The sequence below is a fragment of the Brevundimonas sp. S1H14 genome (assembly GCF_047716865.1).
Classification (GTDB): Bacteria; Pseudomonadota; Alphaproteobacteria; order Caulobacterales; family Caulobacteraceae; genus Brevundimonas; species Brevundimonas naejangsanensis.
The window spans coordinates 301543-327026 of sequence record NZ_CP136679.1 but is presented as its reverse complement, the minus strand read 5'-3'; the positions used below and the strand labels follow the sequence as shown (position 1 = coordinate 327026).

Annotated in this window: 24 protein-coding genes; 10 read left to right on the top strand and 14 right to left on the bottom strand. The window is 67.9% G+C overall.

The features are described 5' to 3' along the window. Nucleotides 1–6: 6 nt before the first annotated feature. Together RSD66_RS01560 and RSD66_RS01555 are read right to left on the bottom strand one after the other, a co-directional pair. Nucleotides 7–669 carry a DUF1345 domain-containing protein gene (locus tag RSD66_RS01560; protein WP_415288747.1) on the bottom strand — a complete coding sequence of 221 codons (663 nt, stop codon included), beginning with the start codon at nucleotides 667–669 and terminating at the stop codon, nucleotides 7–9. Nucleotides 670–730: 61 nt separating this feature from the next. Then, a complete protein-coding gene (locus RSD66_RS01555; RefSeq protein WP_415288746.1) occupies nucleotides 731–1846 on the bottom strand; it encodes a Rieske 2Fe-2S domain-containing protein in 1116 nt (371 codons plus the stop codon). Between the two features lie 99 nt (nucleotides 1847–1945). On the opposite strand from RSD66_RS01555, the gene RSD66_RS01550 reads away from it, so the two are divergent. Together RSD66_RS01550 and RSD66_RS01545 are read left to right on the top strand one after the other, a co-directional pair. Beyond that, nucleotides 1946–2893, top strand: coding sequence for an alpha/beta fold hydrolase (locus tag RSD66_RS01550; RefSeq protein WP_415288745.1), 948 nt, complete (start codon nucleotides 1946–1948; stop codon nucleotides 2891–2893). A gap of 104 nt (nucleotides 2894–2997) precedes the next feature. Beyond that, nucleotides 2998–5070 (top strand): transglycosylase domain-containing protein, encoded by a 2073-nt coding sequence (locus RSD66_RS01545; RefSeq protein WP_415288744.1) that lies wholly within the window; start codon nucleotides 2998–3000, stop codon nucleotides 5068–5070. Between the two features lie 98 nt (nucleotides 5071–5168). On the opposite strand, the gene RSD66_RS01540 is transcribed toward RSD66_RS01545, so the two are convergent. Together RSD66_RS01540 and RSD66_RS01535 are read right to left on the bottom strand one after the other, a co-directional pair. Beyond that, nucleotides 5169–5723: an ActR/PrrA/RegA family redox response regulator transcription factor gene (locus RSD66_RS01540; RefSeq protein WP_119413264.1), complete on the bottom strand. Its 555-nt coding sequence runs from the start codon at nucleotides 5721–5723 to the stop codon at nucleotides 5169–5171. 69 nt (nucleotides 5724–5792) lie between these two features. Beyond that, on the bottom strand, nucleotides 5793–7292 hold the full coding sequence (locus RSD66_RS01535; RefSeq protein WP_119413263.1) for an ActS/PrrB/RegB family redox-sensitive histidine kinase: 1500 nt from the start codon (nucleotides 7290–7292) through the stop codon (nucleotides 5793–5795). Between the two features lie 103 nt (nucleotides 7293–7395). On the opposite strand from RSD66_RS01535, the gene RSD66_RS01530 reads away from it, so the two are divergent. From RSD66_RS01530 to RSD66_RS01520, 3 genes are all read left to right on the top strand, one after another. Further along, nucleotides 7396–8016, top strand: coding sequence for an SCO family protein (locus RSD66_RS01530; protein ID WP_415288743.1), 621 nt, complete (start codon nucleotides 7396–7398; stop codon nucleotides 8014–8016). Nucleotides 8017–8113: 97 nt separating this feature from the next. Continuing rightward, nucleotides 8114–9394, top strand: a complete 1281-nt coding sequence (locus tag RSD66_RS01525; protein ID WP_415288742.1) for a polyhydroxyalkanoate depolymerase — start codon at nucleotides 8114–8116, stop codon at nucleotides 9392–9394. Continuing rightward, nucleotides 9360–10073, top strand: a complete 714-nt coding sequence (locus tag RSD66_RS01520; RefSeq protein WP_415288741.1) for a M48 family metallopeptidase — start codon at nucleotides 9360–9362, stop codon at nucleotides 10071–10073. The genes RSD66_RS01525 and RSD66_RS01520 overlap by 35 nt, the downstream gene beginning before the upstream one ends. 4 nt (nucleotides 10074–10077) lie before the next feature. Here the strand turns inward: RSD66_RS01520 and mmcB are convergent, their stop codons facing one another. Genes mmcB through thpR form a run of 3 tightly spaced genes read right to left on the bottom strand, consistent with a single transcriptional unit; the run spans nucleotide 10078 to nucleotide 11652 of the window. Next, nucleotides 10078–10524, bottom strand: coding sequence for a DNA repair putative endonuclease MmcB (gene mmcB / locus RSD66_RS01515; protein ID WP_119413259.1), 447 nt, complete (start codon nucleotides 10522–10524; stop codon nucleotides 10078–10080). Nucleotides 10525–10549: 25 nt separating this feature from the next. Then, the gene (locus tag RSD66_RS01510; protein ID WP_415288740.1) at nucleotides 10550–11116 is read right to left on the bottom strand and encodes a GNAT family N-acetyltransferase; all 567 of its coding nucleotides are present in this window, start codon (nucleotides 11114–11116) and stop codon (nucleotides 10550–10552) included. Then, complete coding sequence (gene thpR, locus RSD66_RS01505; RefSeq protein ID WP_346524610.1) at nucleotides 11113–11652, bottom strand: RNA 2',3'-cyclic phosphodiesterase; 540 nt, start codon at nucleotides 11650–11652, stop codon at nucleotides 11113–11115. Before thpR ends, RSD66_RS01510 begins: the two co-directional genes overlap by 4 nt. Nucleotides 11653–11778: 126 nt before the next feature. On the opposite strand from thpR, the gene RSD66_RS01500 reads away from it, so the two are divergent. Further along, on the top strand, nucleotides 11779–12528 hold the full coding sequence (locus RSD66_RS01500) for a Bax inhibitor-1/YccA family protein (protein WP_003168359.1): 750 nt from the start codon (nucleotides 11779–11781) through the stop codon (nucleotides 12526–12528). 133 nt (nucleotides 12529–12661) lie between these two features. Here the strand turns inward: RSD66_RS01500 and RSD66_RS01495 are convergent, their stop codons facing one another. Then, nucleotides 12662–13003 carry a DUF2794 domain-containing protein gene (locus tag RSD66_RS01495; protein WP_415288739.1) on the bottom strand — a complete coding sequence of 114 codons (342 nt, stop codon included), beginning with the start codon at nucleotides 13001–13003 and terminating at the stop codon, nucleotides 12662–12664. A 132-nt stretch (nucleotides 13004–13135) separates the two neighbouring features. On the opposite strand from RSD66_RS01495, the gene RSD66_RS01490 reads away from it, so the two are divergent. The 3 genes from RSD66_RS01490 to RSD66_RS01480 all read left to right on the top strand — a co-directional run bounded on the left by RSD66_RS01490 (nucleotide 13136) and on the right by RSD66_RS01480 (nucleotide 15533). Further along, entirely contained in the window at nucleotides 13136–13933 is a 798-nt protein-coding gene (locus tag RSD66_RS01490) for an enoyl-ACP reductase (protein WP_415289616.1), read from the top strand. A gap of 153 nt (nucleotides 13934–14086) precedes the next feature. After that, nucleotides 14087–15259, top strand: a complete 1173-nt coding sequence (locus RSD66_RS01485) for a benzoate/H(+) symporter BenE family transporter (protein ID WP_415288738.1) — start codon at nucleotides 14087–14089, stop codon at nucleotides 15257–15259. Between the two features lie 100 nt (nucleotides 15260–15359). Continuing rightward, the gene (locus tag RSD66_RS01480; protein WP_119413254.1) at nucleotides 15360–15533 is read left to right on the top strand and encodes a YegP family protein; all 174 of its coding nucleotides are present in this window, start codon (nucleotides 15360–15362) and stop codon (nucleotides 15531–15533) included. A gap of 44 nt (nucleotides 15534–15577) precedes the next feature. On the opposite strand, the gene RSD66_RS01475 is transcribed toward RSD66_RS01480, so the two are convergent. From RSD66_RS01475 to ffh, 4 genes are all read right to left on the bottom strand, one after another. Then, nucleotides 15578–16282: a glutathione S-transferase N-terminal domain-containing protein gene (locus tag RSD66_RS01475; RefSeq protein ID WP_415288737.1), complete on the bottom strand. Its 705-nt coding sequence runs from the start codon at nucleotides 16280–16282 to the stop codon at nucleotides 15578–15580. Nucleotides 16283–16365: 83 nt separating this feature from the next. Then, nucleotides 16366–16893 (bottom strand): ribosome maturation factor RimM, encoded by a 528-nt coding sequence (gene rimM / locus RSD66_RS01470; RefSeq protein ID WP_415288736.1) that lies wholly within the window; start codon nucleotides 16891–16893, stop codon nucleotides 16366–16368. A 108-nt stretch (nucleotides 16894–17001) separates the two neighbouring features. Then, on the bottom strand, nucleotides 17002–17526 hold the full coding sequence (rpsP, locus tag RSD66_RS01465) for a 30S ribosomal protein S16 (RefSeq protein ID WP_415288735.1): 525 nt from the start codon (nucleotides 17524–17526) through the stop codon (nucleotides 17002–17004). Nucleotides 17527–17550: 24 nt separating this feature from the next. Then, a complete protein-coding gene (ffh, locus tag RSD66_RS01460) occupies nucleotides 17551–19074 on the bottom strand; it encodes a signal recognition particle protein (RefSeq protein ID WP_415288734.1) in 1524 nt (507 codons plus the stop codon). A gap of 314 nt (nucleotides 19075–19388) precedes the next feature. Here ffh and ppc point away from each other — a divergent pair, with 314 nt between their 5' ends. Beyond that, complete coding sequence (gene ppc, locus RSD66_RS01455) at nucleotides 19389–22094, top strand: phosphoenolpyruvate carboxylase (protein ID WP_415288733.1); 2706 nt, start codon at nucleotides 19389–19391, stop codon at nucleotides 22092–22094. Here ppc and RSD66_RS01450 read toward each other — a convergent pair whose 3' ends face one another. Further along, nucleotides 22095–23060, bottom strand: a complete 966-nt coding sequence (locus RSD66_RS01450) for a magnesium and cobalt transport protein CorA (RefSeq protein WP_415288732.1) — start codon at nucleotides 23058–23060, stop codon at nucleotides 22095–22097. 188 nt (nucleotides 23061–23248) lie between these two features. After that, on the bottom strand, nucleotides 23249–25432 hold the full coding sequence (locus RSD66_RS01445) for a M3 family metallopeptidase (protein ID WP_415288731.1): 2184 nt from the start codon (nucleotides 25430–25432) through the stop codon (nucleotides 23249–23251). Nucleotides 25433–25484: the final 52 nt, after the last annotated feature.

Genomic DNA, 25484 nt, shown 5'->3' with positions numbered 1-25484 from the left:
CGAAAGCTACAACAGATTGACCGCCAGATTGACGGCCAGAGCCAGGATCACCGTGTTGAACAGCCAGGCCACGATGCTGTGGACGGTGGCGATGCGGCGCAGGCGCTGGCTGGAGATCTGCACGTCGGCCGTCTGGTTCGCCACGCCGATGATCAGGGCGAAGTGCAGGAAGTCCCAATAGTCGGCGTCTTCCTCTCCCGGAAACATCAGGCCCTGTCGGTCGCCATCGTCGGCTTCGGCGGGCGCATAGAATTCATGCGCGTAATGCAGGGTGAAAATGGTCTGCACGAACAGCCAGCTCAGGGCGATGGTGGCCACGGTCAGAACCGCCGCCGTCGCCGTCGGCTTGCCGCCCGACGCCGCCATGAAGACGATGACGAAGACGCTGGCCCCCGCCGCCAACAGGCTGAGCGGCAGCACCGCCCCGCCCGCCTGATCCAGCTCCGCCGCCCGCGCGCGAATCTCCGCCACCGATCGGGTTCGGCTCAGCCGCACGAAGGTCAGCAGCAGGAAGGCCGCCACGCCCGCGTCCCAGGCGACCGCCAGCCGCACCGGCCAGCCCCAGGCTACGGGCGAAACGGCGCTCGCGGCCGCCATTACCGCCAACCCCAACCCCAACCCCAGCCATAGGGCGAAATGCAGACGAAAGAGGCGCGCGACCGATTTCATGACGGCATGATTGCGCCGTTCCGCACGGAACGGCCAGAGCTGCGCCGCCGGACTTCAGCCGTCAGCTCTTCCAGCGCAGCACCGTCTCCTTGATCGGATTGACGAAGGCGCGGCCCTCGGCGCGGCTCTTCAGCCATTCGCGCTTCAGCTGCTGATACCATTTGGCCTGTTTGTCGGCGTCGTCGATCCAGATCAGGGCCGGGTCGTATTTCAGCCCCTCGTTCTGCAGGTTCACCATGCCGCCGTCCTGCTTCAGGAAGGCGACGACCCCCATGCGCAGGAAGGGCTTGGCGATGCCGAACACCCAGTGGTCGGACCAGAAGATCTGGGTGATGCGGGTCTTGGTCTCGCTCACCGGCGTCAGGCAGGTCAGGGCCAGCACCTGTTTGGCGCCGACCTGGATATGCTCCCAGCGGTAGCCCGGCAGGCGGAAGGTGATTTCGGTCGCAGGCGCCCCGCCCAGCACCTTGTACAGGCGGCTGTTCGAGGACGGCGCATGGCGCACCATCGCCCAGCCGAAGTCTACGGGTGCGAAGGTCTTGGCCTTCTCGTGCATCGAATGCTCGGACCGCCACCACCACTGCTGATGGACATAAGGCCCGTGCGCGGGGTCCATCAGGCCGACGACCGCATGGTCGATATGGCTGTCGAAATCCATCCACTCGACCAGACGCGGCTGGCCGACGGCGCCGGGAAACTGCGGCGGCTCCTGATCCGGCTCGGACGGATTGCGGGGGTCGGCCGCCATCCAGACGAAGACCATGCCCTGGCTCTCACGCACCGGATAGGATCGCACCTTGATGCGCTCAGCCTCGAACGCCTGATCCTCGACCAGCGACGGGATGGCCGCGCACACCCCATCGGGCCGGAAGCGCCAGCCGTGATAGGGGCATTCGATCGTCTCGCCCTCGCCCGGCTTCTCGACCAGCCGCCCGGCCGACAGGGGCGCGGCGCGGTGAGGGCAGATGTCGCGCATCCCATAGACCTCGCCCGCGCGGGTTCGGCCGATCAGGACCGGCTCGCCCATGATCTCATAGCGCTTCAGGCTGGCGACCGGCACGTCGCGCGCCAGGGCGACGAAATACCAGGCGTCGGTGATGAAGCCCTTGCCGAAAGCGGTGGGCGGAGCTTTCGCTTCGGGGGCAGTAGAGGGTGCGGGCGCGGCGTCTGCGGTCATGGCCGCCTTGTAGCAGCAGGGACGGTCAGGCGTCCAAAGGCCATTCCCTTCCTCAGCCGATGAATTAATCTGTCTCAAATTCTCTTTGGGAGAGACGCCTTGATCCGCACCGCCTCCACCGTTTTTTTCACCGCCGCCGCCCTGTTGCTGGCCGCCGCCCCCGCCCTGGCTCAGGACGGCCACGTCAACCACGCAGCCCACAGCGCGCAGCACGCCGCCTTCGCCTCCGACCGCCTCAACGTGGTGGTCGACGGGCCCGAGGGCGCGCCCGACCTGATCCTGATCCCCGGCCTGTCGTCCTCGCCCGCCGTCTGGCAGGGAACGGTCGATCACCTGAACGGGCGCTATCGCGTCCACCGCATCCACGTCGCCGGTTTCGCCGGCGCTGCGGCTCAGGCCAACGCCCAGGGCGACGCGCCTCAGCCGGTCGGCGCCCCCGTGGCCGAGGAAATCGCCCGCTACATCCGCGAGCAGCATCTGAACAGGCCGGCCGTCGTCGGCCACTCCATGGGCGGGACCATGGGCATGATGCTGGCCGCCCGTCACCCCGATCTGGTCGGCCGGCTGATGGTCGTCGACATGATCCCCTTCATGGGCGCCATGTTCGGCGCGCCCGGTGCGACGGCCGAGAGCGTGACCCCCGTCGCCGATCAGATCTGGACCGCTCAGTCGACCAGCCCGCGGGAAGCCTACATCGCCCAGGCCACCCCCGCCATCAACGGCATGATCAACACCGAAAGCCGCCGCGAAGAGGCGCTGGAAGACATGCGCAACAGCGACCAGAAGGTCTCGGCCGCCGCCTTCCGCGAACTGGTCACGACCGACCTGCGGCCCGAACTGGCCAAGATCACCGCCCCGACCGAGGTGCTCTACGTCAAGTTCAACGACGCCCGCATGACCGACGCGATCACTGACGCCATCTATCAGGCGTCGTTCGCGACCCTGCCCGGCGCCAGGCTGAAGCGCATCGACGACAGCGCCCACTTCATCATGTTCGACCAGCCGGAAGCCTTCTACGGCGAACTGGACGCCTTCCTGGCGCGCTGAGCCATTCTTTCGGCGAAAAGGACGCACAGGCTGCCGTGATCGAAAACGGGGGCGTTTTCGCCAGCGGCAGGAACGGCTAGGGTTTGCTTCGCTGGCATAAAGGGATGTTCATGGCGCGCAACGATCGCGGACCCGACCGGAACGAGCAGGGCGGCGCAAAGCCGCGTCGAACCGTCATGGGCCGCCTGTTCTACTGGGGCGCGGTGCTGGCCGTCTGGGGCCTGATCTTCGCCGTGGTCTTCCTGGCCGTCTTCGCGCGCGACCTGCCGGACACCTCCAGCCTGTATGAAGTCGATCGCCAGCCCTCGATCACCTATCTGGACCGCTCCGGCGCCCTGATCGCGGTGCGCGGCACCCAGATGGCGCCGCCGGTCGATCTGGACGCCCTGCCCGACTACGTCCCCGCCGCCTTCGTGGCCATCGAGGACCGGCGATTCTACCACCACCCCGGCTTCGATCCGATCGGCATGAGCCGGGCCATGGCCTCGAACCTGAGGGCCGGGCGCGTGGTCCAGGGCGGCTCGACCATCACCCAGCAGCTGGCCAAGAACCTGTTCCTGACGCCCGATCAGAACATGAAGCGCAAGGTGCAGGAGCTGATCCTGGCCGTGTGGCTTGAGATGAAATTCTCCAAAAAGGAAATCCTCGCCCTCTATCTGAACCGCGTCTATTTCGGCGCGGGCGCCTATGGCATCGAATCCGCCTCGCAACGCTATTTCGACAAGAGCGCCGACAAGTTGACTGTGGGCGAGGCCGCCCTGCTGGCGGGCCTTCTGAAGGCGCCTTCACGCTATTCGCCGGTTTCCGAGAGCGAGCGCGCTGCTGCCCGCGCCAACGTCGTGCTGAACGAAATGGTCGAGGTCGGCGCCATCACTCCGGCCCAGCGCGAGGCCGCCGTGGCCGAGCCGGTGCGGGTGTCCAAAACCCTGGCCAGCCAGCACGCCCAATACTTCATCGACTGGCTGGACAAGCAGATCCGCGGCCTGGTCGGCGAACCGACCGAGGACATGGTCGTCGAGACGACGCTGGACCTGACCCTTCAGACCGACGCCGAGCGCGCCGTCCGCCGTATTCTGGATCGCGACAAGGGCAAGGGCGTCGAACAGGCCGCGCTTGTCGCCCTGGACGGCGACGGCCGGGTGCGCGCCATGATCGGCGGCGCCTCATACGGCGACAGCCAGTTCAACCGCGCGGTGGATGCGCGGCGCCAGTCCGGCTCGGCCTGGAAGCCCTTCGTCTATCTGGCCGCAGTCGAGGCGGGCTATACGCCCGAGACGCCGGTGATCGATCAGCCCGTGACCATCGGCGGCTGGTCGCCGCGCAACTATTCAGGCCGCTTCTCCGGCCAGATGACCCTGGCTCAGGCTGTGGCCCAGTCAACCAATACGGTGGCCGCCTATGTGGCCGATCAGGTTGGACGCGACAGCGTGGCCCGCGCCGCCAAGCGCCTAGGGATCACCAGCGAGATCGGCCTGCAGCCCTCCATGGCGCTGGGCGCCGTCGAGGTCAGCCCGCTGGAGATGGCCCAGGCCTACGACGCCTTCGCCAACGGCGGCCGCCGCGTGGACGCCTATGGCATCAGCCGCATCCGCACCCCGTCCGGCCGCGTCATCTACACCCACGGCCCGTCGAAAGGCGGCCAGGCCATCAACAATCCGCCGCTCTACTACATGAACCAGATGCTGCGCGGCGTCGTCACCTCGGGCAGCGGCCGTTCGGCGGCGATCGGCGGGCGCGACATCGCCGGCAAGACCGGCACCACCTCGGATTACAAGGACGCCTGGTTCGTCGGCTATACGGGCGGCTTCGTCGCCGCCGTCTGGGTCGGCAAGGACGACAACAAGCCGATGGCCCGCATCACCGGGGGCTCGTCCCCGGCCGCCATCTGGCGCGGTTTCATGGAGGCGGCCCTGCCGCGTCTGGCCGTCCAGCCCATCCCCAACGGCCCCCCTCTGCCGGAAGGCTGGACTGCGCCCGATCCCGTCGGCGACCTGATGGGCCAGGTCGAAGACCCCTACGCCACGGCCACGCCCTATGACGCGGCGCCGCCCGTGATCATCGACGGCCAGGCCCCGCAACCGGCCCAGCCGCAACAGCCCCCGGCGACGCGCCCCGCTCCGCCGCAGACGTCCCCTGCGCCGCAGCAGGAACGGCGCCCGGACTCGTTATTCTTCTGAATGGGTGTCGGCCACCTTCTCCCCTTGTGGGGAGAAGGAAAGGCGGCGCGCTCAAGCCGCGAGCGACCGCGTCGCGAGCATAGCGCGCAAAAAGCAGCCTATCGCGGGGCGCGCTTGGCCAGAATGCGTTGCAGGGTGCGGCGGTGCATGCCCAGACGGCGCGCCGTCTCGGACACGTTGTGGTCGCACAGCTCATAGACGCGCTGGATATGCTCCCAGCGCACCCGATCGGCCGACATCGGGTTTTCCGGAGGCTCGGGCGCCTCGCCGGCGGACAGCAGCGCCTTGACCACGTCGTCGGCGTCGGCCGGCTTCTGCAGATAGTCGACCGCGCCCGCCTTGACCGCAGCCACGGCCGTGGCGATGGCGCCGTAGCCGGTCAGCATGACGATGCGGGCGTCCTCGCGCCGATCCCGGATCATTTCGACCACCTTCAGGCCGTTGCCGTCTTCCAGCCGCATGTCGAGGACCGCGAAGGCCGGGACCGACTGGCGCAGGGCCTCGTTGGCCTCGGCTACGGAACCGGCGACGGTGACGGCGAACCCGCGCGTTTCCAGCGCCCGGCCAAGGCGGGTGCGCAACGCCTGATCGTCGTCCAGCAGCAGCAGGGACTTGTCGTTGAGGGCGGCGATCTGGGTCTCGAGTTCGGACATGAAATTCTCCTGCGGTTCAGGTCGTGCGTCAGCGACGCAGGGTCAAGAGCCAAGCTCGCAACTGCGACATCAGGTTCCGCCCCCATCCATCGCCGAGGCGGTGACTTCCAGCGCCTGACGCGCCCAGCGTACGGAAACGAGGGCGCCGCCCGGCTGGCCCTTGGCGGGCGAGCCCGCGCCGACCGAGACCTTGGCGCCCGTCCGTTCCAGCAGGGTGCGGGCGATGAAGAAGCCCAACCCCATGCCGCCCTGGCTGGGAGCGATGGGGGCGGTGACCGGGGGCGGCGGCGCGCGTCGCCCCCGCCGCGCCGGGCTGGACGCCGAGGCGATCTGGGCCGCCAAGGCGCGGCGGGCCTTGGCCTGCGGGCGGCTGGTCACATAGGGCTCGCCCAGACGCGGCAGGATTTCAGAGGCGAAGCCGGGGCCGTCGTCGACGATGTCGATCTCGATCCATCCGGCGTCGACCACGGCGGTCAACTGCACTCGCGCCGTGGCGAAGTCGGCGGCGTTCTCGACCAGGGTGGACAGGCCGTGGACGATCTCAGGCAGCCGACGTACGCGCGGCGCGGCCTGTCCCGGCGGGACCTTCAGGCTGATGTCGAAATCCAGATCAAAGCCGCGATGCGGCTGGGCCACCTCTTCCAGCAGGGTCTTCAGATCGATATCGGCGAACAGGGCGTCGCCTTCCTCGGGCTGGGCCGACAGCTGCTTCAGGATGGCGCGGCAGCGCTCGGCCTGTTGCAGGATCAGGCCCGCGTCCTCGGCGGCGGGGCTGTCGGGAGCGGCCTCGCGCAACATCTCCTTGGCGACGACCTGTATGGTGGCCAGCGGCGTGCCCAGCTCATGAGCGGCGGCGGCGGCCAGACCGCCCAGGGCCGCCAGCCTCTGCTCGCGTTGCAGCACGTCCTGCGTCGTCGCCAGGGCCAGTTCCAGTTTGTCGGCGTCGGCGGCCACCTTCCAGGCGTAGCCGGCGGTGAACAGCACCCCCGTCACCAGCGCCAGCCCCAGCCCCAGACGATAGAGGCCCGGCAGTTCCAGATGCTCATGCAGGCGCCACGGCAGGGGCAGGGACCAGGAGAACAGGAAGCCCACGGCGATCAGCGCCATCACGCCCAGAATGACCGCCTGCCGCGCGGGCAGGGCCGCCGCCGCGATGGTCACCGGCGCGACCAGCAGCAGGCAGAAGGGGTTGGCCAATCCTCCCGTCAGGGCCAGCAGGGTCGCCAGTTGCAGGATGTCGAAGCCCAGTTGGGCGGCGGTTCGCGGCCCGTCCGGCAGGCTGCCGTCGATACGCCGCGCCCGTGCCATGGTGGCCAGGTTCATCGCCACGCCCGCGCCGATCACCGTCAGGCACTCCCATAACGGCAAGGGGAAGTGCAGGGCGAAATAGGCGGTCAGGATGGCGCAGGTCTGGCCGATCACCGCCAGCCAGCGCAGCACGATCAGGGTGCGCAGCGACAGACCGCGCCCTCGCCGGGGCAGTTCGGGCAGACCGGCCAGCTCGCCGCCCGCCTGGGCCAGGAGGTGCGGGGGGGCGTGCGGCGGTATGGGGGCTTCTGTCGGGCTCACCCCTCTTCTATAGACCGGGCGAAGGGCGGCTGCACGGCGCCCTGTGTCGCGCCATGTGTCGCGCCCGCCCGATGATCCGCTTCGTTCCCCTCAAGGAGAGGCCATGCCCCGCCGTCCCGTCATCCTGTTCGCCGCCGCCTGTGCGGTCATCGCCCTGGCGCTGGGCCTGATCACCATGGTGGTGGTCGGCGGTCGTCAACAAGCGGCCCAGACGACGGATGCGGCCACCGGCCAGCCTCTGGTCGGCGGCCCCTTCACCCTGACCGATCAGGACGGGCAGGCGGTCACGGAAAAGATTCTTGAAGGCAAATGGAGCCTGGTCTTCTTCGGCTTCACCTATTGCCCTGACTACTGCCCGACCACGCTGGGCGTGCTGAACGCCGTGCAGGAACGGATGGGCGACAAGGCCAAGGACCTGCAGATCGTCTTCATCAGCATCGACCCCGAGCGCGACACCCCGCAGATGCTGAAGGACTATCTGTCGTCGGACGGCTTCCCCGACGGCGTCATCGGCCTGACCGGCACGCCGGAACAGGTGGCCCAGGTCGCCAAGGAATACCGCGCCTTCTATCAGAAGGTCGGCGAGGGCGAGGGCTACACCATGAACCATGGCCTGACCGTCTATCTGATGGGTCCGGACGGCAAGTTCCGCAGCGCCGTCGCCCATGATCTCGGGCCCAGCCGCACCGTGACCCTGATCGAAAACGCGATGGAGAAGGGCTGATCACCTTTGCCTGAACGCGGCGCGGCCGGTCTTTTTTGCAGCGCATCATCCTGTATGATCGCCGTTCCGCATCGGCGGGGGCCGCAGTCGGGGTTTCATGCTCTACGCTTTTCACGAGCTCGCCTATCATTCGGCGGCTCCGTTCCGGATCGGGGCCCAGATGGCCCGCCAGTTCTGGACCTCTCCGCTCAATCCGGCGTCGGACACGGCGATCGGCCGCACCGCCTATGCCGCCGCCGAGGTGTTCGAGAGCCTGACGCGCCGCTACGGCAAGCCTGACTGGGGCCTTGAGACGATCGAGATCGACGGCAAGCCCGTCCGCACCACCGAACAGGTGGTGTGGTCCTCGCCCTGGTGCCGGCTGGTGCGCTTCGCCCGCAACATCGGCGACCTGAAACGCGCGGGGCGACCCGCCGCCGCGCCCGCCGTGGTGATCGTGGCGCCGCTGTCGGGCCACTACGCCACCCTGCTGCGCGGCACGGTCGAGACCTTTCTTCAGGACCACGACGTCTATGTCACCGACTGGGCCAACGCCCGTCAGGTGCCGATGCTGGAAGGCCGCTTCGACTTCAGCGACTACATCGACCATGTGCGCGACATGCTGGCCGCCGTCGGGCCGCGCGCCCATGTCGTCGGCGTCTGCCAGCCGGGGCCGCCTGTGCTGGCCGCCTGCGCCGTGATGGCCGCCGAGGACGACCCGAACCGCCCCGCCTCCATGACCTTCATGGGCTCGCCCATCGACGCCCGCCTGTCGCCGACGGTGACGAACCAGCTGGCCGAGGAAAAGCCCTTCACCTGGTTCAAGTCGAACATGATCCACACCGTGCCCCTGCCCTACCCGGGCGTCGGGCGGCGGGTCTATCCGGGCTTCGTCCAGCTCTACAGCTTCATGTCGATGAATGAAGACAAGCACGTCGACGCCCATCGCCGCTATTTCGAGGATCTGGTGGCGGGCGATGGCGACGGCGTGGAAAAGCACGAGCAGTTCTACGACGAGTATCTGTCGGTGCTGGACCTGACCGAAGAGTTCTATCTCCAGACCATCGACATCGTCTTCCAGCAGCATCTGCTGCCGCGCGGCCTGCTTGAGCATCGCGGCCAGACGGTGGATCTGACGGCCATCACCGACATCGGCCTGGCCACCATCGAGGGCGAGATGGACGACATCTCCGGCGTCGGCCAGACCCAGGCCGCACACGGCCTGACGCCGAACATCCCCGACGACCGGCGCCTGCTCTACGTCCAGCCTAAGGTCGGCCACTACGGCGTGTTCAACGGCCGCCGTTTCCGCGAGGAGATCTATCCCCGCGTGCGCGGTTTCATCGCCCAGAACGAAGCGATCAGTGTCGTACCGGAACGGTCAGCGTCTGCCGCTTGAGGGCGGCGGCGCCCTGCGACTGTCGGTCAATCCGCGCGCGCGGCGGCTGTCGATCCGCATCGACGCCCGCGCCGGCGAGGCCGTGGCCGTGGCCCCCAGCGAGCGGCGCCTTGGCGAGGTCGTGGCCTTCGCCCGCACCAAGGCCGGATGGATCGCCGAACGGCTGGCCGCCCGCCTTGATGCCCAGCCGTTCGAGCCGGGCGCCGTCGTGACCTGGCTAGGCCGCCCGCTGCGGCTGGAGGCGACGGGCGGCGCGGGCGCGGCGCGCCTGATCGAGACGGACGAAGGGCCGGTGCTGCGTTCAGGCGGCGAAGGCGAGGCCTTTTCCCGCCGCATCGAGAACTGGTTTCGCCGCGCCGCGCGCGACTTCCTGACCGAGCGCACGCAGGTCCACCTGAAGGCCCTCGGGCAAGCGCCGGTGAAGGTGTCGATCGTCGATACGCGCTCGCGCTGGGGCTCCTGCAGCCCGCACAACCGCTCGATCCGCTATTCCTGGCGCGTCGTCATGGCCCCGCCCGCGGTGGCCGACTACCTGACCGCGCACGAAGTGGCCCACCTGGTCCACGCCGACCACAGCCCCGCCTACTGGTCCGTCGTCACCCGACTGATCGGCGACCACCGCCCGCACCGCCGCTGGCTGCGCGAGCATGGCGCATCCCTGCACGCGATCGGCGGATAGGCGTTTACTCGCGCATCGCCCTCAGCGCGCCCAGACGGGCGAAGGCCAGGGTCAGGGCCTTGCGGCGTGCGGGCGCCAGGGGCGTGGAGGGCGCGTCGCGCACCACCGCCCCGCCAAAGCCGTCAGCGACGATCAGACCCGGTTCGCCCGGCAGGACACCGTCTGGAAACTCCGGCGCCACGGCGAAGTAGAAGGCGTCGCAGAAGGGGCCGTACTCCTGCCATTTGCGGTCGACGCGATAGTCGTCGATGCCCGACTTCACCTCGCAGATGACGATGTCCCCCTTGGGCCCCAGGGCCATGACGTCGGCGCGCCGCCCATTGGGCAGGCAGACCTCCAGCAGGGGCGCATAGCCCATGTCGACCAGCAGCCGCGCCGCTCCCCGCGTGACGGACAGAGTCGTTTCAGGGCGGCTGAAAACCAGTTCGAGATGAAGCGCGGCGGCGGCCATACGCCTTTATGTTCTCCTTGCGTTCCTACCGCAAGCGCTGCCGGTTCACCCGCCACTGATCGCGCGTCTGGCCCCACAGATTGACCTTGTGCTCGTGAAACGGCGGCGGGATCACGCCCGGCCCGCGATTGGTCGAACCCAGCCGCTCGGCCAGCTTCTCCGAGGCGCGGTTGTCCGGGTCGATGCAGTGGATGACGTCGGGCCACTCCAGCACGTCGAAGGCGTAGTCCATGGTCGCGGCAGCCGCCTCGAGCGCATAGCCCTTGCCCGTGGCGTCGCGATGCAGGCTCCAGCCGACTTCCCGGCCCGGCCAGTCATAGGGGTGCAGCGGTCCGATCCGTCCCATCCACAGGCCGGTCTCCTTCTCGATCACCGAAAACATGCCCTCGCCCTGCAGCGCCCACATGCCCGCCACCGAGGCCATGGCGCGCCAGACCTCGTGCTTCGACTGCACCCCGCCGATGAAGCGGGTCGTCTCAGGGTCGCTCATGAAGTCGGCCCAGCGGGGGAAGTCCTCCAGCGTCGGCGGGCGCAGGAACAGGCGCTCCGTTTCCAGCGCGGGGCCGAGAGGGGATGTCGGTCGGTCGGTCACAGCAGATACTCGCGTTCCAGGGTGTAGACGCTGCCGTCGCCGGTCAGGACGCTGGAATAGAGGCCGAAGCGATCCACGCGGATCGGCGGCGACTTCAGCAGATTGTGCCCGGCGATCCAGGCGCCGATACGGTCGGGGTTCGCCTGAGGTTTCAGATAGGCCAGGGTGACGTGCGGCCGGTATTCGCGCTTCTCCGGCGGGACGCCCGCGCGCTCGCCCGCCGCGCGGCACCGTCCGGCCAGGACGTTCAGCGGCTCGGACCGTTCCAGCCCGGCCCACAGGGTGTGGCTGCGGTGGGCGTCGCCGAAGGCGCCGACGCCGCTCAGGGTGATCTCGAACGCCCCTCCGCCCTCGGCGCGGGTCAGTTCGGAGGCGAGGTCGTCAGCCGTGCGCTCTGACGCCTCGCCATAGAAGGCCAGGGTCACGTGCAGGGCGTCCAGCGGCCGCCAGCGGGCGCCGGGCAGGCCGGACTGACGCCGCGCCAGGGTCTCGGCGACGTCGTCGGGAATGGCGATGGCGGTGAACAGACGTAACATGCGACCCTTGGTAGCGGGCGGAACCGGCGGCCGGAAGTCCGGTTTTTCTTGCATGGACGCCCCCGCGTCCCGATATTTGAGCCAAAGGTCGGGACCTTCCCGGCCGAATGGGAGACTTCTTTCGCGATGAGCGACTTCAACAACGGCTATGCGCGCCCGCTTCCGCAGTCGGCGGACATGTCCGTCGACGCCGGTCTGCGCGCCTTCATGCTGGGCGTCTACAACAAGCTGGCGATCGGTCTGGTCGTGGCCGGCGTCCTGGCCTACGTCACCGGCAACGTCCCGGCGGTGCAGCAGTTGCTGTTCGCCCGCATGCCGGACGGCCGCATCGGCCTGACCATGCTGGGCATGATCATCCAGTTCTCGCCGCTGGTCATGCTGTTCGGCTCCATGTTCTTCATGAAGAATCCGACGGCCAAGGGCGTGAACATGCTCTACTGGGCCGTGGTCGCCACCATCGGCGCCGGTCTGGGCGTGCTGTTCCTGCGCTATACGGGCGGTTCGCTGGCCTCGACCTTCTTCGTCACCGCCGCCGCCTTCGCGGGTCTGAGCCTGGTCGGCTACACGACCAAGAAGGACCTCAGCGGCATGGGCACCTTCCTGATCATGGCCCTGATCGGCCTGATCCTGGCCATGCTGGTCAACGCCTTCCTGGTGAAGTCGGGCATGTTCGGCCTGGTGATCTCGGGTCTGGGCGTTCTGATCTTCTCGGGCCTGATCGCCTATGACACCCAGCGTCTGAAGATGACCTACTACGCCCTCGGCGGCGACAAGAACGCCATGGGCGTGGCCACGGGCTTCGGCGCCCTGAGCCTGTTCATCAACTTCATCAACCTGTTCCAGTTCCTGCTCGCCTTCATGGGCGGCCGCGAATAGGAGCTTTTTGAGTGCGCTATGGCCGTGACGGGGTCACGGCCGACTTGAGCGCGAACGCCTCAGCAGGTCCAAGAAGAATGAGGCTCCGGCATCGCTGTCGGAGCCTTTTTCTTATGTCGCGTAGCTCGCCGCCCTACTCCACCACCGTGAACTTCCGGCTGTCGAACACGCGCAGCACCTGGGCCAGATCGCGGCCGCGCTTCAGCACATGGCCGCCCTCGCCGATCACGGCCCACTGGCCCTGTTTCAGGCGCAGCGCCGGGCGCTTCTCGATTCGATAGAGCGGCGCGTCGCCATGGCGGCGAAAGACGGCGAACTCGGCGTGCTCCTTAGCTCCCGCCATCGCATAGTCGCGCCATTCGCCGGCCGCCACCATCCGCCCATAGACCCGCAGCATCTGGTCCAGTTCGCGGCGGTCGAAGAAGACAGGCCCGGCTTGCGGCTGTGCATTCGAACTGTCGGCGTCGAAGCTCATGACGCCAACTTAGGCCGCTGGCGGATAAACGCCAGCGTCAGCACTCACTTGTCACCCGCCGCGCGCCCGTCCAAAAGGCGGATCAAGTTCTAGATACGGAGACGAACCATGGCGACGAGCGAAGGCTGGGACATGCCCACCGGCGAACTCATGAAGGGCAAGAAGGGCCTGATCATGGGGGTGGCCAACTCCAACTCCATCGCCTGGGGGATCGCCTCTCAGCTGGCGGCGCAGGGCGCCGAACTGGCCTTCACCTATCTGGGCGAGGGGCTTGAGCGCCGCGTGCGCCCGCTGGCCGAAAGCGTCGGCGCCAAGCTGCTGATCCAGGCCGACGTCACCGACGACGCCTCCATGGACGCCGCCTTCGCCGAGCTGGAAAAGGAATTCGGCACGATCGACTTCGTCGTCCACTCGGTGGCCTTCGCCAACAAGGACGAGCTGAAGGGCTCCTTCGTCGACAACACCACGCGCGACAGCTTCCTGCTGGCCATGAACATCTCGGCCTTCAGCTTCGTCGACGTGGCCAAGCGTTCGGCGAAACTTATGCCGAACGGCGGCTCGATGATCACCCTGACCTACCTCGGGTCCGAGCGGGTCATCCCCAACTACAACACCATGGGCGTGGCCAAGGCCGCGCTGGAAGCCGCCACCCGCTATATCGCGCGCGACCTGGGGCCGAAGGGCATCCGCGTCAACGCCATCTCGGCGGGCGCCATGCGCACCCTGTCGCTGGCGGGCATCTCGGGCGGGCGCGGCCTGCACTCCAAGTCGGCCCAGTTCTCGCTGATCAAGGAAGAGACCTCGATGGAAGGCGTCGCCGGCGCCGCCCTGTGGCTGTGCTCGGATCTGGGCCGTTCAACCACGGGCGAGGTCGTCCACGTCGACGCCGGTTTCCACGCCGTCGGCCTGCCGGACGATATCGAAGGCTGAGCCCCCGACTTCATGCGAACACAGAGGGCCGCCGGGCGAACCGGCGGCCTTTTTTGCATCTCCTCCACTACCCGCTCATCCCGGCGGACGCCGAGATGAGCGGAAGATAGGTTTCCGCTTTCGACACGCCGCCGCCCGGCCTAGCTTGGGCGCATGAGTTCCGCGCGCCTGCCTCCTCCCGCCAGCTTTTCCGCCGCCGCCGTAGCCACCGTCGTCGGCTTCGGCGGCACGGTCGCCCTGATCGTTCAGGCGGGACAGGCGATGGACGCGTCGCCCGGCCAGATCATCTCCATGGTCACGGCCCTGTGCCTGGGCATCGGCCTGCCCGGCGCGGTGTTGAGCTGGCGACTGAAGATGCCGGTCGTGCTGGCCTGGTCGACGCCGGGCGCGGCCCTGCTGGCGGCCTCGACGCTGGGCCTCGGCTGGTCGACGGCCGTGGGCGCCTTCGTCATCGCCGGACTGATGATGGTGCTGACCGGGCTGGTCCCGGCGCTGGGTCGACTGGCCGAGCGCATTCCCGCCGCCGTCGCCTCGGCCATGCTGGCGGGGGTGCTGCTGCCTTTCTGCCTCAAGCTGTTTCTCGTGTTCCCGACCGACCTGATGCTGGCGGCGGGGCTGCTGCTGGTCTTTCTGGTCATGCGTCGGCTGGCGCCCGCCTGGTCCCTGCCCGCCGTTCTGGTCGTCGCCTTCGCGGTTCTGACCGTGCGCGGTCAGGTCGCCCTGCCCGAGGGAACCGGCCTGTTCGGCGCCCTATCGCCGGTCATGCCAGCCTTCGACTGGAAGGCGGCGGTCAGTCTGGCCCTGCCGCTGTATCTGGTGACGCTGGCCTCGCAGAACCTGCCCGGTCTGGTGGTGCTGAGGGCCGCAGGCTACGCCCCGCCCGCCGGAAAGCTGATCTTCTGGGGCGGGCTGACCAGCACGCTTCTGGCCCCTTTCGGCGCGCACGGCGTCAATCTGGCCGCCATCACCGCCGCCATCTGCACCGAGCCGGACGCCCACCCCGACCCCGCCAGACGCTGGACCGTGGGGGTGATCTACGGCCTGTTCTATCTGGTCGTCGCCCTGTTCGCGGCGCCGCTGGCGGGCCTGTTCATCGCCATGCCGACCGGCGCGCTTGCCGCCATCACAGGACTGGCCCTGATCGCGCCCCTGACCGGGTCGCTGAGCGCCATGATGGGCGAGGTCAAGGATCGTGAGGCCGCAGTCCTGACCTTCGCCGCCACGGCGTCGGGCGTCGCCCTGTTCGGCGTAGGCTCGGCCTTCTGGGGACTGGCCGTCGGATTTCTGGCGCTGGCGGCGCGACGATGGATCCCCGCCCGCTCCTGAAGCGATGACGGCGTTTTACATTTCGCACTCTTTACGCCCGAAGCTGGACCGTGGCAGCCTTCTGCCTCGGCCGACTGGCGGCCGTCAGAGCGAGGCGATCATGGCGCACAAGTTCGAAGTCTATAAGGACAAGGCTGGCGAGTACCGCGTGCGGTTCAAGTACAACTCCGAGATCATCTTCTCGACCGAAGGCTATTCCGACAAGTCGGGCGCCAAGCGCGCCATCGAGTCGATCAAGAAATACGTTCCTGACGCCCCGACCGAAGAAATCTGAGCCGTAGATTGCGGGGGCGGCTCAAGCGTCCGCCCTCGCCTTCTTCAGGAAAGAGGCGGGATGTTCAGCCCCCGCTGCACGGCCGGACGCGCTACGCCGCGTTCCAGCCAGGCGGCGACATGCGGAAAGTCCGCATAGCCGACCAGATCGCCCGCGCCATAGTGTTCGACCAGATTGCGCACCCAGCCCAGAGTGGCGATGTCGGCGATGGTGTAGTCGTCACCCATGATCCACTGGCGATCCTTCAGCCGACCTTCCAGCACGCCCAGCAGACGCCGCGATTCCGCGACGTAGCGGTCGCGCGGCCGCTTGTCCTCAAAGGCGCTGCCCGCATATTTGTGGAAGAAGCCGACCTGGCCGAACATCGGGCCTATGGCCGCCATCTGGAAAAAGACCCACTGCAGGGTCTCATAGCGCGTCGCCGGATCGGTCGGCAGGAAGCGCCCCGCCTTTTCAGCCAGATAGACCAGGATGGCGCCGGATTCGAACAGAGGCAGCGGCTTTCCGCCCGGACCGTCGGGGTCGATGATCGCCGGGATCTTGCCGTTGGGGTTCAGCGACAGGAACTCAGGCGTCCAGGTTTCATCCTTACTGATGTCGACCCGGTGGACCTCATAAGGCAGGCCCAGCTCCTCCAGCATGATTGAGACCTTCACCCCATTGGGCGTCGGCAGGGAGTAGAGCTGCAAGCGATCAGGGTGCTGCGGCGGAAACTGGCGGGTGACGGGAAAGGCGGACAGGTCGGCCATGGAACGCTCCGGCTGGTGTGATCCGGTTCATGTCGTGAGCCGTGAGATGATCCGCAACCGCCCATGCGGCGAATGTCCGCGCGTCAGCCTTCGTCGCGGTCGCTGACTTCGGTCGGGCGGACGATACGCAGCCAGCCGTCGTTGATATGCAGTTCCGGCGCCGCCTCGCGGGTGAAGGGCAGGTACCAGGTCGGGCCGCCTTCGGCCGGGGCGATCTCCAGCATGTCGTCGGCGCCGAAGTTCTGGACCGACTTCACCGTGCCCAGAACCACGTCGGACGGATCGCGACCCTCCAGGCCGATCAGGTCGGTCAGGTAGAACTCGTCCTCCTCCGGCTGGGGCAGGGCCTCGCGGGTGACGAACAGCTTCTGGCCTCGCCGGGCGTCGGCCTCTTCCTTGGTGGCGATCTCCTTGACGCGCGCCACCACGCCCGCCTTGTCCGGCCGGGCCGAGATCAGGGTCAGCACCGGTTTGCCGTCAGCGCCCAGCAGCGGCGAATAGCCCATCAGAGCCATCGGCTCGGCGGTATAGGCGCTGATCCGCACCTCGCCCTTCACGCCGAAGGCGCCGCCGATCTGGCCCACCAGGATCAGTCTGTCTTCGCTGCTCATACCGGGCTCCGTTTACCGATGCGATGGGGTCCAGATAGCAGAAAAGCAGCGCCCCGAAAGGACGCTGCTTTCCCGTTTCAACCGGCCGTGGCCGGATGAAGAGATGGCTCAGGCCTGCTCTTCGGTCGCTTCAGCAGCAGCTTCGGCAGGCGCTTCAGCCGCAACTTCAGCCGCAGGGGCTTCTTCAGCCGGAGCTTCTTCCACGGCCGGGGCGGCGGCAGCGGCGGCGGCGGCTTCAGCGGCCTCGGCCTTGGCGGCGGCTTCGGCTTCCAGGCGATCGGCTTCGCGCTGGGCGCGCTCGGCGGCGCGTTCCTGGGCCTTCTTGCCCGGCTCGGCCTTCTTCGGGTTGTTGCCCTGGACCCACTGGACCTTGCCGGCCAGCGCTTCGTCCTGGCTCTCGCTGATGAAGCGGGCGACGCGGTCGGTCGGCTGGGCGCCCTTGGCAAGCCATTCGGCGATGCGCTCGGCCTTCAGGACGATGCGCGGGGTGGCGCTGTCCTTCGGCAGCATCGGGTTGTAGCTGCCGACGCGCTCGATGAACTTGCCGTCGCGCGGAGCGTGCGAGTCGGCGATGACGATGTGGTAGTAGGGACGCTTCTTGGCGCCGCCGCGGGACAGACGAATCTTCAGCATTTTCAGTCTCTTTCTAGAAAGTCGTTATTTCTTTTTGGGAAGGCCCGGCAGCCCCGGAAGGCCCCCCGGCAGTTGTCCGCCGCCCAGACCCGCCAGGCGGTCCTGAATGGCTTTCATTTCATCGGCGCTGGGTTCCGGCATCTTGCCGCCTCCCAGGGCCTTCAGACGGTTCATGTCCGGGCCGCCGCCCCCCATGCCGGGCAGGCCGCCCATCATGGCCGCCATCTTCTGCAGGTTCTTGCCGCCGCCCTTGGACAGCGACTTGACCATGTCGGCCATCTGCCGGTGCTGTTTCAGCAGGCGGTTGATGTCCTGAACCTCGACGCCGGCGCCCTTGGCCACGCGCTTCTTGCGGCTGGCGTTCAGCAGATCCGGCTTCTTGCGCTCGGCCTTGGTCATGGAGTTGATGACGGCCAGCTGGCGGTCGATCATCTTGTCCGAGACGTTGTTCTCGGCCATCTGGTTCTTCAGCTTGGCCACGCCGGGCAGCAGGCCCATGATGCCCTGAAGACCGCCCATCTTCTTCATCTGGTTCAGCTGGCCCGCCAGATCGTCCAGATCGAACTGACCCTTGGCCAGCTTGCGGGCCATCTTCTCGGCCTTGGCCTGGTCCAGCTCGCCCGCGGCCTTCTCGACCAGGGCGACGATGTCCCCCTGACCCAGGATGCGGCCGGCCACGCGGCGGGCGTCAAACACGTCCAGCGCATCGACCTTTTCGCCCGCGCCCAGATATTTGATCGGCAGGCCGGTGACGGCCCGCATCGACAGCATGGCGCCGCCGCGCCCGTCGCCGTCGGCGCGGGTCAGCACCAGACCCGTCAGCGGCAGACGCTCATGGAAGGCGGCGGCGGTGCGCACCGCGTCCTGACCGGTCAGGCTGTCGGCGACCAGCAGCGTCTCGACCGGCTTGGCGATCTCAGCGACCTCGGCCACCTCATTCATCAACCCTTCGTCCAGGGTGATGCGGCCGGCGGTGTCGAGGATCAGGACGTCGAAGCCCTGCAGCTTGGCCGACTGAAGCGCGCGGCGGGTGATCTGGACCGCGCTCTCGCCCGCCACGATGGGCAGGGTCGCGACCTCGATCTGCTGACCCAGGGTAGCCAACTGCTCCATGGCCGCCGGACGACGCGTGTCCAGCGAGGCCATCATGACCTTCTTCTTGTCGAACTTCGACAGGCGCAGGGCCAGCTTGGCCGAGGTCGTCGTCTTGCCCGACCCCTGCAGACCGGCCATCAGCACGACGGCGGGCGGGGTCGCATTGGTGTTCAGCGGAACCGGCTCTTCGCCGCCCAGCATATCGACCAGGCCGTCATAGACGATCTTGATGACCTGATCGGCGGGCTTGACCGCGCGGATGACGTCTTCGCCGGTCGCGGCCGTCTTGGCGCGGGCGATGAAGTCCTTGACCACCGGCAGGGCGACGTCGGCCTCGAGCAGGGCGACGCGGACCTCGCGCAGGGCCTCCTCGACATCCTTTTCGGACAGGGCGCCGCGGCCGGTGATCCGGTCGAATACGCCTGTCAGCCGCTCGTTCAGAGCCTCGAACATTCAAACCCTTTCATGCGCCTGGGCCTTGGCCTCCGTGAGCAACGCCCATAGGCGGGCGACCTCTGCGAACGATCACGTCGACAGAGGCCCTCTCCCGCCTCGTCCTGAAGAAAATCAGGGGTCGTGCGGGTGGAGGCGCAGGTTCAATTGCGCCGGAAGTCGCGGCTTATGGCGGAAAAGCAAGGCGATGTCGACTCCGTTTCTGAAGGAGTAAGGCGACCACAAAAAGGGTTTGCGCGTTGCAACATGGACTGGCGCGTTCGGATTCCGCTGATACGGTTCCGCTTCCGGCCTCCCCGCTGAGAGACGATCCCATGACCCAGACCCCCGAGTTCCCCCACGACCGCCTGCGCGAAGAGGTTCGGCTGCTGGGCGCCCTGCTGGGCGAGGTGATCCGCGACGAAGGCGGACAGGTCCTCTATGACCGCATCGAGGCGGTGCGGCGCGCCTCGGTGGCCTATCACCGCGACCCGGCCTCGGACGACGCCTCGGAGTTGGAGCGACTGCTCGGCGAGCTGTCGCTGGATCAGGCCGTCGGCCTGACGCATGGTTTCGCCGCCTTCTCCCTGCTGGCCAATGTCGCCGAGGACCGGGCGGGCAAGCGCCGCGCCCAGGCCCAGGCCGAAGCGGGCGAACGGGCCGATACGCCCGAGGGCGTGCTTAAACGACTGGCCGAGGCAGGCGTCGACAGGGGCGCGGTGCGCGACCTGCTGGCCCAGGCCCTGATCTCGCCGGTGCTGACCGCCCACCCGTCCGAGGTCCGGCGCAAGAGCGTCATCGACCGCACCACCGCGGTCGGCGAGCTGCTGGACGGATGCGACCGCGACGGGATCGCCTGCGACGCCAAAACCCTGAAGGAAGCGCTGCGCCGCCAGATCGTCATCCTGTGGACCACGCGGCTGACCCGCGCCTCGGCTCTGGTGGTGCAGGACGAGATCGACACCGTGGTCGACTGGCTGCAGCGCATCTTCCTGCACGTCGCCCCGGCCCAGCTGGCCGAATGGCGCCGCCTGCTGGAGGCGCCGGACCTGGCGCCCTTCGTGCGCATCGGCTCATGGGTCGGCGGCGACCGAGACGGCAATCCCAATGTCGACGCCGACACCCTACGCGCCGCCTTCCGCAGCCAGGCCCGCGCCGCGCTGGGCTTCTATCTGGACGAGGTGCACGCCCTGGGCGCCGAGCTCAGCCTGTCCATCGACCTGACCCGCGTCACCTCCGAACTGGCCGCATTGGCGCAAGGATCAGGCGACGCCTCCATCCAGCGCGCGGACGAACCCTATCGCCGGGCGCTCAGCCAGATCTACGCCCGTCTGTCGGCGGCCTATCCGGCCCTGACCGGCGAGCCGACGCCGCGCCCGGCCCGTTTCAACGCCCCGCCCTACGAGAGTCCCGACGCCTTCCGCGTCGATCTGAACATCCTGCATGACAGTCTGGTGCGGACCCACGGTGCCGTCTTCGCCGACGACCGGCTGGCCCGGCTGATCACGGCGGCGGACGTGTTCGGCTTCCACATGGCGACGTTGGACCTGCGCCAGAACTCGGACGTGCACGAACGGGTCGTCGCTGACCTGCTGAAGGTCGCGGGCGTCTGTCCCGACTACGCCGGCCTGGACGAGGCCGATCGGCTGGCCGTGCTGGCGCGCGAACTGGCCGGCCCCCGCCCCCTGTTCTCGCCCTATGCCGACTATGCGACCGAGACGCTGAAGGAGCACGCCATCCTTCAGGCCGCCGCCGAGGCCCTTTCGACCTTCGGCCCGCAGGCGATCCGCACCCATATCGTGTCCAAGACCGACGCCGCTTCGGACATGCTGGAGGTCTATCTGCTGCTGAAGGAGGTCGGCCTCTACGACCCGGCCGCTCCCGGCGCCTGCCCTATTCAGGCCGCGCCCCTGTTCGAGACCATCGACGACCTGCGCGCCGCCCACGCCACGCTGGAGCGCGTCCTCGCCGAGCCTTCCGCCCGCGCCGTGGCCGAGGCGCGCGGGGTGCAGGAGGTGATGATCGGCTATTCGGACTCGAATAAAGACGGCTCCTACCTGACCTCGGGGTGGGAACTGCATGAGGCCTCGCGCGCCCTGCTGGAGGTCACGCGCGCGGCGGGGGTGCGGCTGCAATTGTTCCACGGCCGGGGCGGCGCCGTGGGGCGCGGCGGCGGCTCCGCCTTCTCGGCCGTGCTGGGCCAGCCCGCCGGCACCGTCGCGGGCCGCATCCGCGTCACCGAACAGGGCGAGGTCATCGCCAACAAATACGGCGAGCCGGAGGTGGCCCAGCGCAACCTGGACGCCCTGACCTGCGGCGCCCTGCTGGCCTCGCTGGGGCCGCAGTCCGACGCGGGCTACAGCGCCCGCCACGGCGAGACGGCCGCGCGCCTGTCCGCGGCCTCCATGAAGGCCTATCGCGCCCTCGTCTATGACACGCCCGGCTTCGTCGACTATTTCCGCGCCGCCACCCCCATCGCCGAGATCGCCGACCTGAAGATCGGCTCGCGCCCGGCCAGCCGCACCGCCTCGCCCGCCATCGAGGACCTGCGCGCCATTCCCTGGGTGTTCAGCTGGTCGCAGTCGCGGGTCATGCTGCCCGGCTGGTTCGGCTTCGGCTCGGCGGTCCAGGGCGAAGATCCCGCCGAACTGCGCGCCATGACCGAGACCTGGCCCTTCTTCCGCACCGTGGTCCAGAACATGGAGATGGTGATGGCCAAGGCCGACATGGCCATCGCCCGCCGCTACGCCGGGCTGGTCCCCGACGCCGTCCTGGCCGAGCGAATCTACGCCGCTATCCGCGCCGAATGGAACCGCACCGTCGCCGCCGTCCTGTCGATCACCGGCCAGCAGAGCCTGTTGGGGGGCCAGCCCGAACTGGATCGGCTGATCCGTCAGCGGATGCCCTATGTCGAGCCGCTGAACCATGTGCAGATCGAGCTGATCCGCCGTCGCCGAGCAGGCGACGACGACCCGCGCGTGCGCAACGGCATCCTTCTGGCCATCAACGGCGTGGCGGCGGGCCTCAGGAACAGCGGCTGATCACAGCCACTTCGACCGCTTGAAGGTGATGTACAGGCCGATGCAGATGGCGACGATCAAGGCCAGAACCGCCGGATAGCCATAGGTCCAGCGCAGTTCGGGCATATGCTCGAAATTCATACCGTATATGCCCGCCACCGCCGTCGGCGTGGCCAAGATGGCGGCCCAGGCCGCCAGCTTGCGGGTGATGACGCCCTGCCGCTGCTGCTCCAGCAGGTTGGACACCTCGAACACCGAGGCCAGGATGTCGCGCAGACCCGCCGCCCGGCTGGACACCCGCCGCACATGGTCGGCCACGTCGCGGAAATAGGGCCGCACCTCGCGGTCGATGCAGGGCAGGTCCAGCGACTGCAGCTTGACGCAGACCTCCTCCATCGGCCCCAGCACACGGCTAAACTTCACCAGTTCGCGGCGCAGCTGGAACAGACGGGTGATGTCGTCGCGCGCCAGGAAACTGTCCAGCGCGACCTGCTCCATCTCCAGCACCTTGTCCTCGATGGCGTCGATGATGGGAATGTAGCCGTCGACGATGAAGTCCAGCACCCCGTGCAGGACGAAGTCCGGCCCGTGCTTCAGCTGATGCGGCGAGGCCTCCAGCTGAGCGCGCAGCTGGGTGTGGGCGCGCGCCGATCCGTGGCGGATGGTGATGACGTAGTTGGGTCCAACGAAGACGTGGGTCTCGCCGTACAGGATGCGGTCGCCCTTGGCCTGAGCCGTGCGGGCGACGATGAACAACTCGGAGCCATAGACTTCCAGCTTGGGGATCTGATGCGCCGTCAGGGCGTCCTCGACCGCCAGGGGATGCAGATGGAAACGGCGGACCAGAACGTCGAACTCCTCGTCCGACGGCTCATGCAGGCCGATCCACAGGTATTCGCCCTCGGCCAGAGCGAGCCCCTGATCCGTCAGCGGCGCTTCGCGCACCCGCTTGCCGTCCTTGTAGACGTAGGAGGCGACGACGCTCATGCAGACTTCTCCAGCAGAACCACGGGCAAGGCTTACGCTACCTCAACGGAAAATAGAAAAGGCCCGGCGGATTGCTCCACCGGGCCCTCTCTTTGGTTGGGCCGCGGTCAGAAGGCTTTCGCCTTCTCGACCCGACGCGGCCCTAGGCGCCCAACGGCCTCAAGCAGGCCTAAGGCCGATAGGCCCACTTAAGAAGTCGGGAAACCGCGCACCTTCAGCAGGGCCGCCACGTCCGGGTTGCGGCCGCGGAACTGGCGATAGGCGTCGCCCCGGTCGGTGGTGTTGCCCGGCGCCAGCATGATCGACTTGAAGCGGCCAGCGATGTCCGGATTGAAGACGTCGCCCGACTCCTCGAAGTAGGCCCAGGTGTCGGCGTCCATCGTCTCCGACCACAGGTAGGAGTAGTAGCCGGCCGAATAGGCGTCCGAGGTGAACAGGTGATTGAACTGCGGCAGGCGGTGCCGCATCACGATCTCCCTGGGCATGCCCAGACGCGCCAGCGAGGCCTTTTCGAAGCCGTCGATATCGGTCGGCGGCGTCGCCTGGGTGTGCAGGTCCATGTCGACCAGGGCCGAGGACAGATAGCTGACCGTGGCGTAGCCCTGGTTGAAGGTCGAGGAGGCCTCGATCTTGTCCACCAGCGTCTGCGGCATCGGCTGGCCCGTCTCCACGTGCTTCATATAGCCGTCGAGGATGGGCCGGGTCAGCACCCAGTGCTCATGCACCTGCGACGGATATTCCACGAAGTCGCGCGGCGTGTTGCCGAACGACGGATAGGTCACCACCGACGAGAAGTAGTGCAGGGCGTGGCCGAACTCGTGGAACAGGGTCTCGGCGTCGTCCAGCGAGATCAGCAGGGGCTGGCCCTCCGGCGCCTTGACGAAGTTGTTGTTGTTCGAGGCCAGGATCGGCTTGGAGCCGGTCAGCTGCGAGAACGACCGATAGGTGGTCATCCAGGCGCCCGAACGCTTGCCCGGACGGGCGAAGTCGTCGGCGTAGAACAGGCCGATCAGCTTGCCGGTGGCCTTGTCCGTGACCTCATAGGTGGTCACGTCCGGCTCGAAGGTCGAGACGGTCCCCTTGGCCAGCGGCTTGAAGACGAAGCCGTACAGGCGTTCGGCCATGTAGAAGGAGGCCGCGCGCACGGCGTGCAGTTCGAAGTAGGGCTTCAGCTCGTTCTGATCGAGGTCGTACTTCGCCTTCCGCACCTTCTCGGCGTAGTAGAGATAGTCCCACGGCTCGATGTCGTGACCGGCGATCGCCTTCATGTCGGCGACTTCCTCGGCGACGCGGGCCTTGGCCGGGGCCCAGACGCGCTGCATCAGGTCCATCGCCGCGGCCGGGGTCTTGGCCATCGTGTCTTGCATGCGCCATTCGGCGTGGTTGCCGAAGCCCAGCAGCTTGGCGCGCTGCTGACGCAGGGCGACGATACGGGCGATGGTCGACTTGGTGTCGTTGGCGTCGCCGTTGTCGCCGCGCTTGACGAACTTGGTCCAGACCTGCTGGCGCAGCGCGCGGTCGTCGGCGAAGGTCAGGAAGGGATCGACGCTAGAGCGGGTGTTGACGATGGCCCAGCCCTGGACGTTGCGCGAACGCGCGGCGGCGGCGGCGGCGGCCTTGTTGGAGTCCGGCAGGCCCTTCAGCCCGGCCTCATCAGTGATGACGGTCCAGGTGTTCTCGTCGGCCACGACCTTCTGGCCGAAGCTGGTGAAGGCGTTCGACAGATCGGTGTTGATGCGGCCCAGCTCGGCCTTGCCCGCGGCGTCCAGGGCGGCGCCGTTGCGCACGAAGGCGTCGCGGCTGCGCTCGGCCAGACGCTTCTGCTGGGCGTTCAGGCCTGCGGCGTCCGCGCCGTCGGCCACAGCCTTGATGCGGGCGAACAGTTTTTCGTTGAAGGTGATCTCGTCCGACGCGGCCGACAGGATCGGCGACAGCTCGGTCTCCAGCACGTCCCACTGCTCGCCGCCGATGTTGGACGTCATGACGCTGAACACGTTCATGGCGCGGTCCAGCGGCTCGCCCGCCATCTCCATCGCCGCCATGGTGTTGGCGAAGGTCGGCGCCTCAGGGTTGTTCGCGATGGCGGCGATGTCGGCGCGTTGCAGTTCGATGCCTTCCAGGATGGCTTCGCGCATCTTGGGCGCCGTCACCGTGTCCCACGGCGGCACGCCTTCATACGGACCGGTCCAGGGCTGCAGCAGTTCGGTGCGCGGCGAGGTCGCCGGCAGGACGGCGCGGGCGATCCGGGCCTCATCGGCGGTCGTCAGGGCGGCGACGGCGCCGCTCACCGCGTTCTCCACGGCCCCGGCCGAAGCGCAGCCCGACAGGGCGAAGAGGCTCGCGCCTCCGATGAGAAGATGGCGTCTGTGCATCCAGGTCTCCCAACCATAGCTGTTTTGGACATCCTTCGGCGCAGGGGCCGAC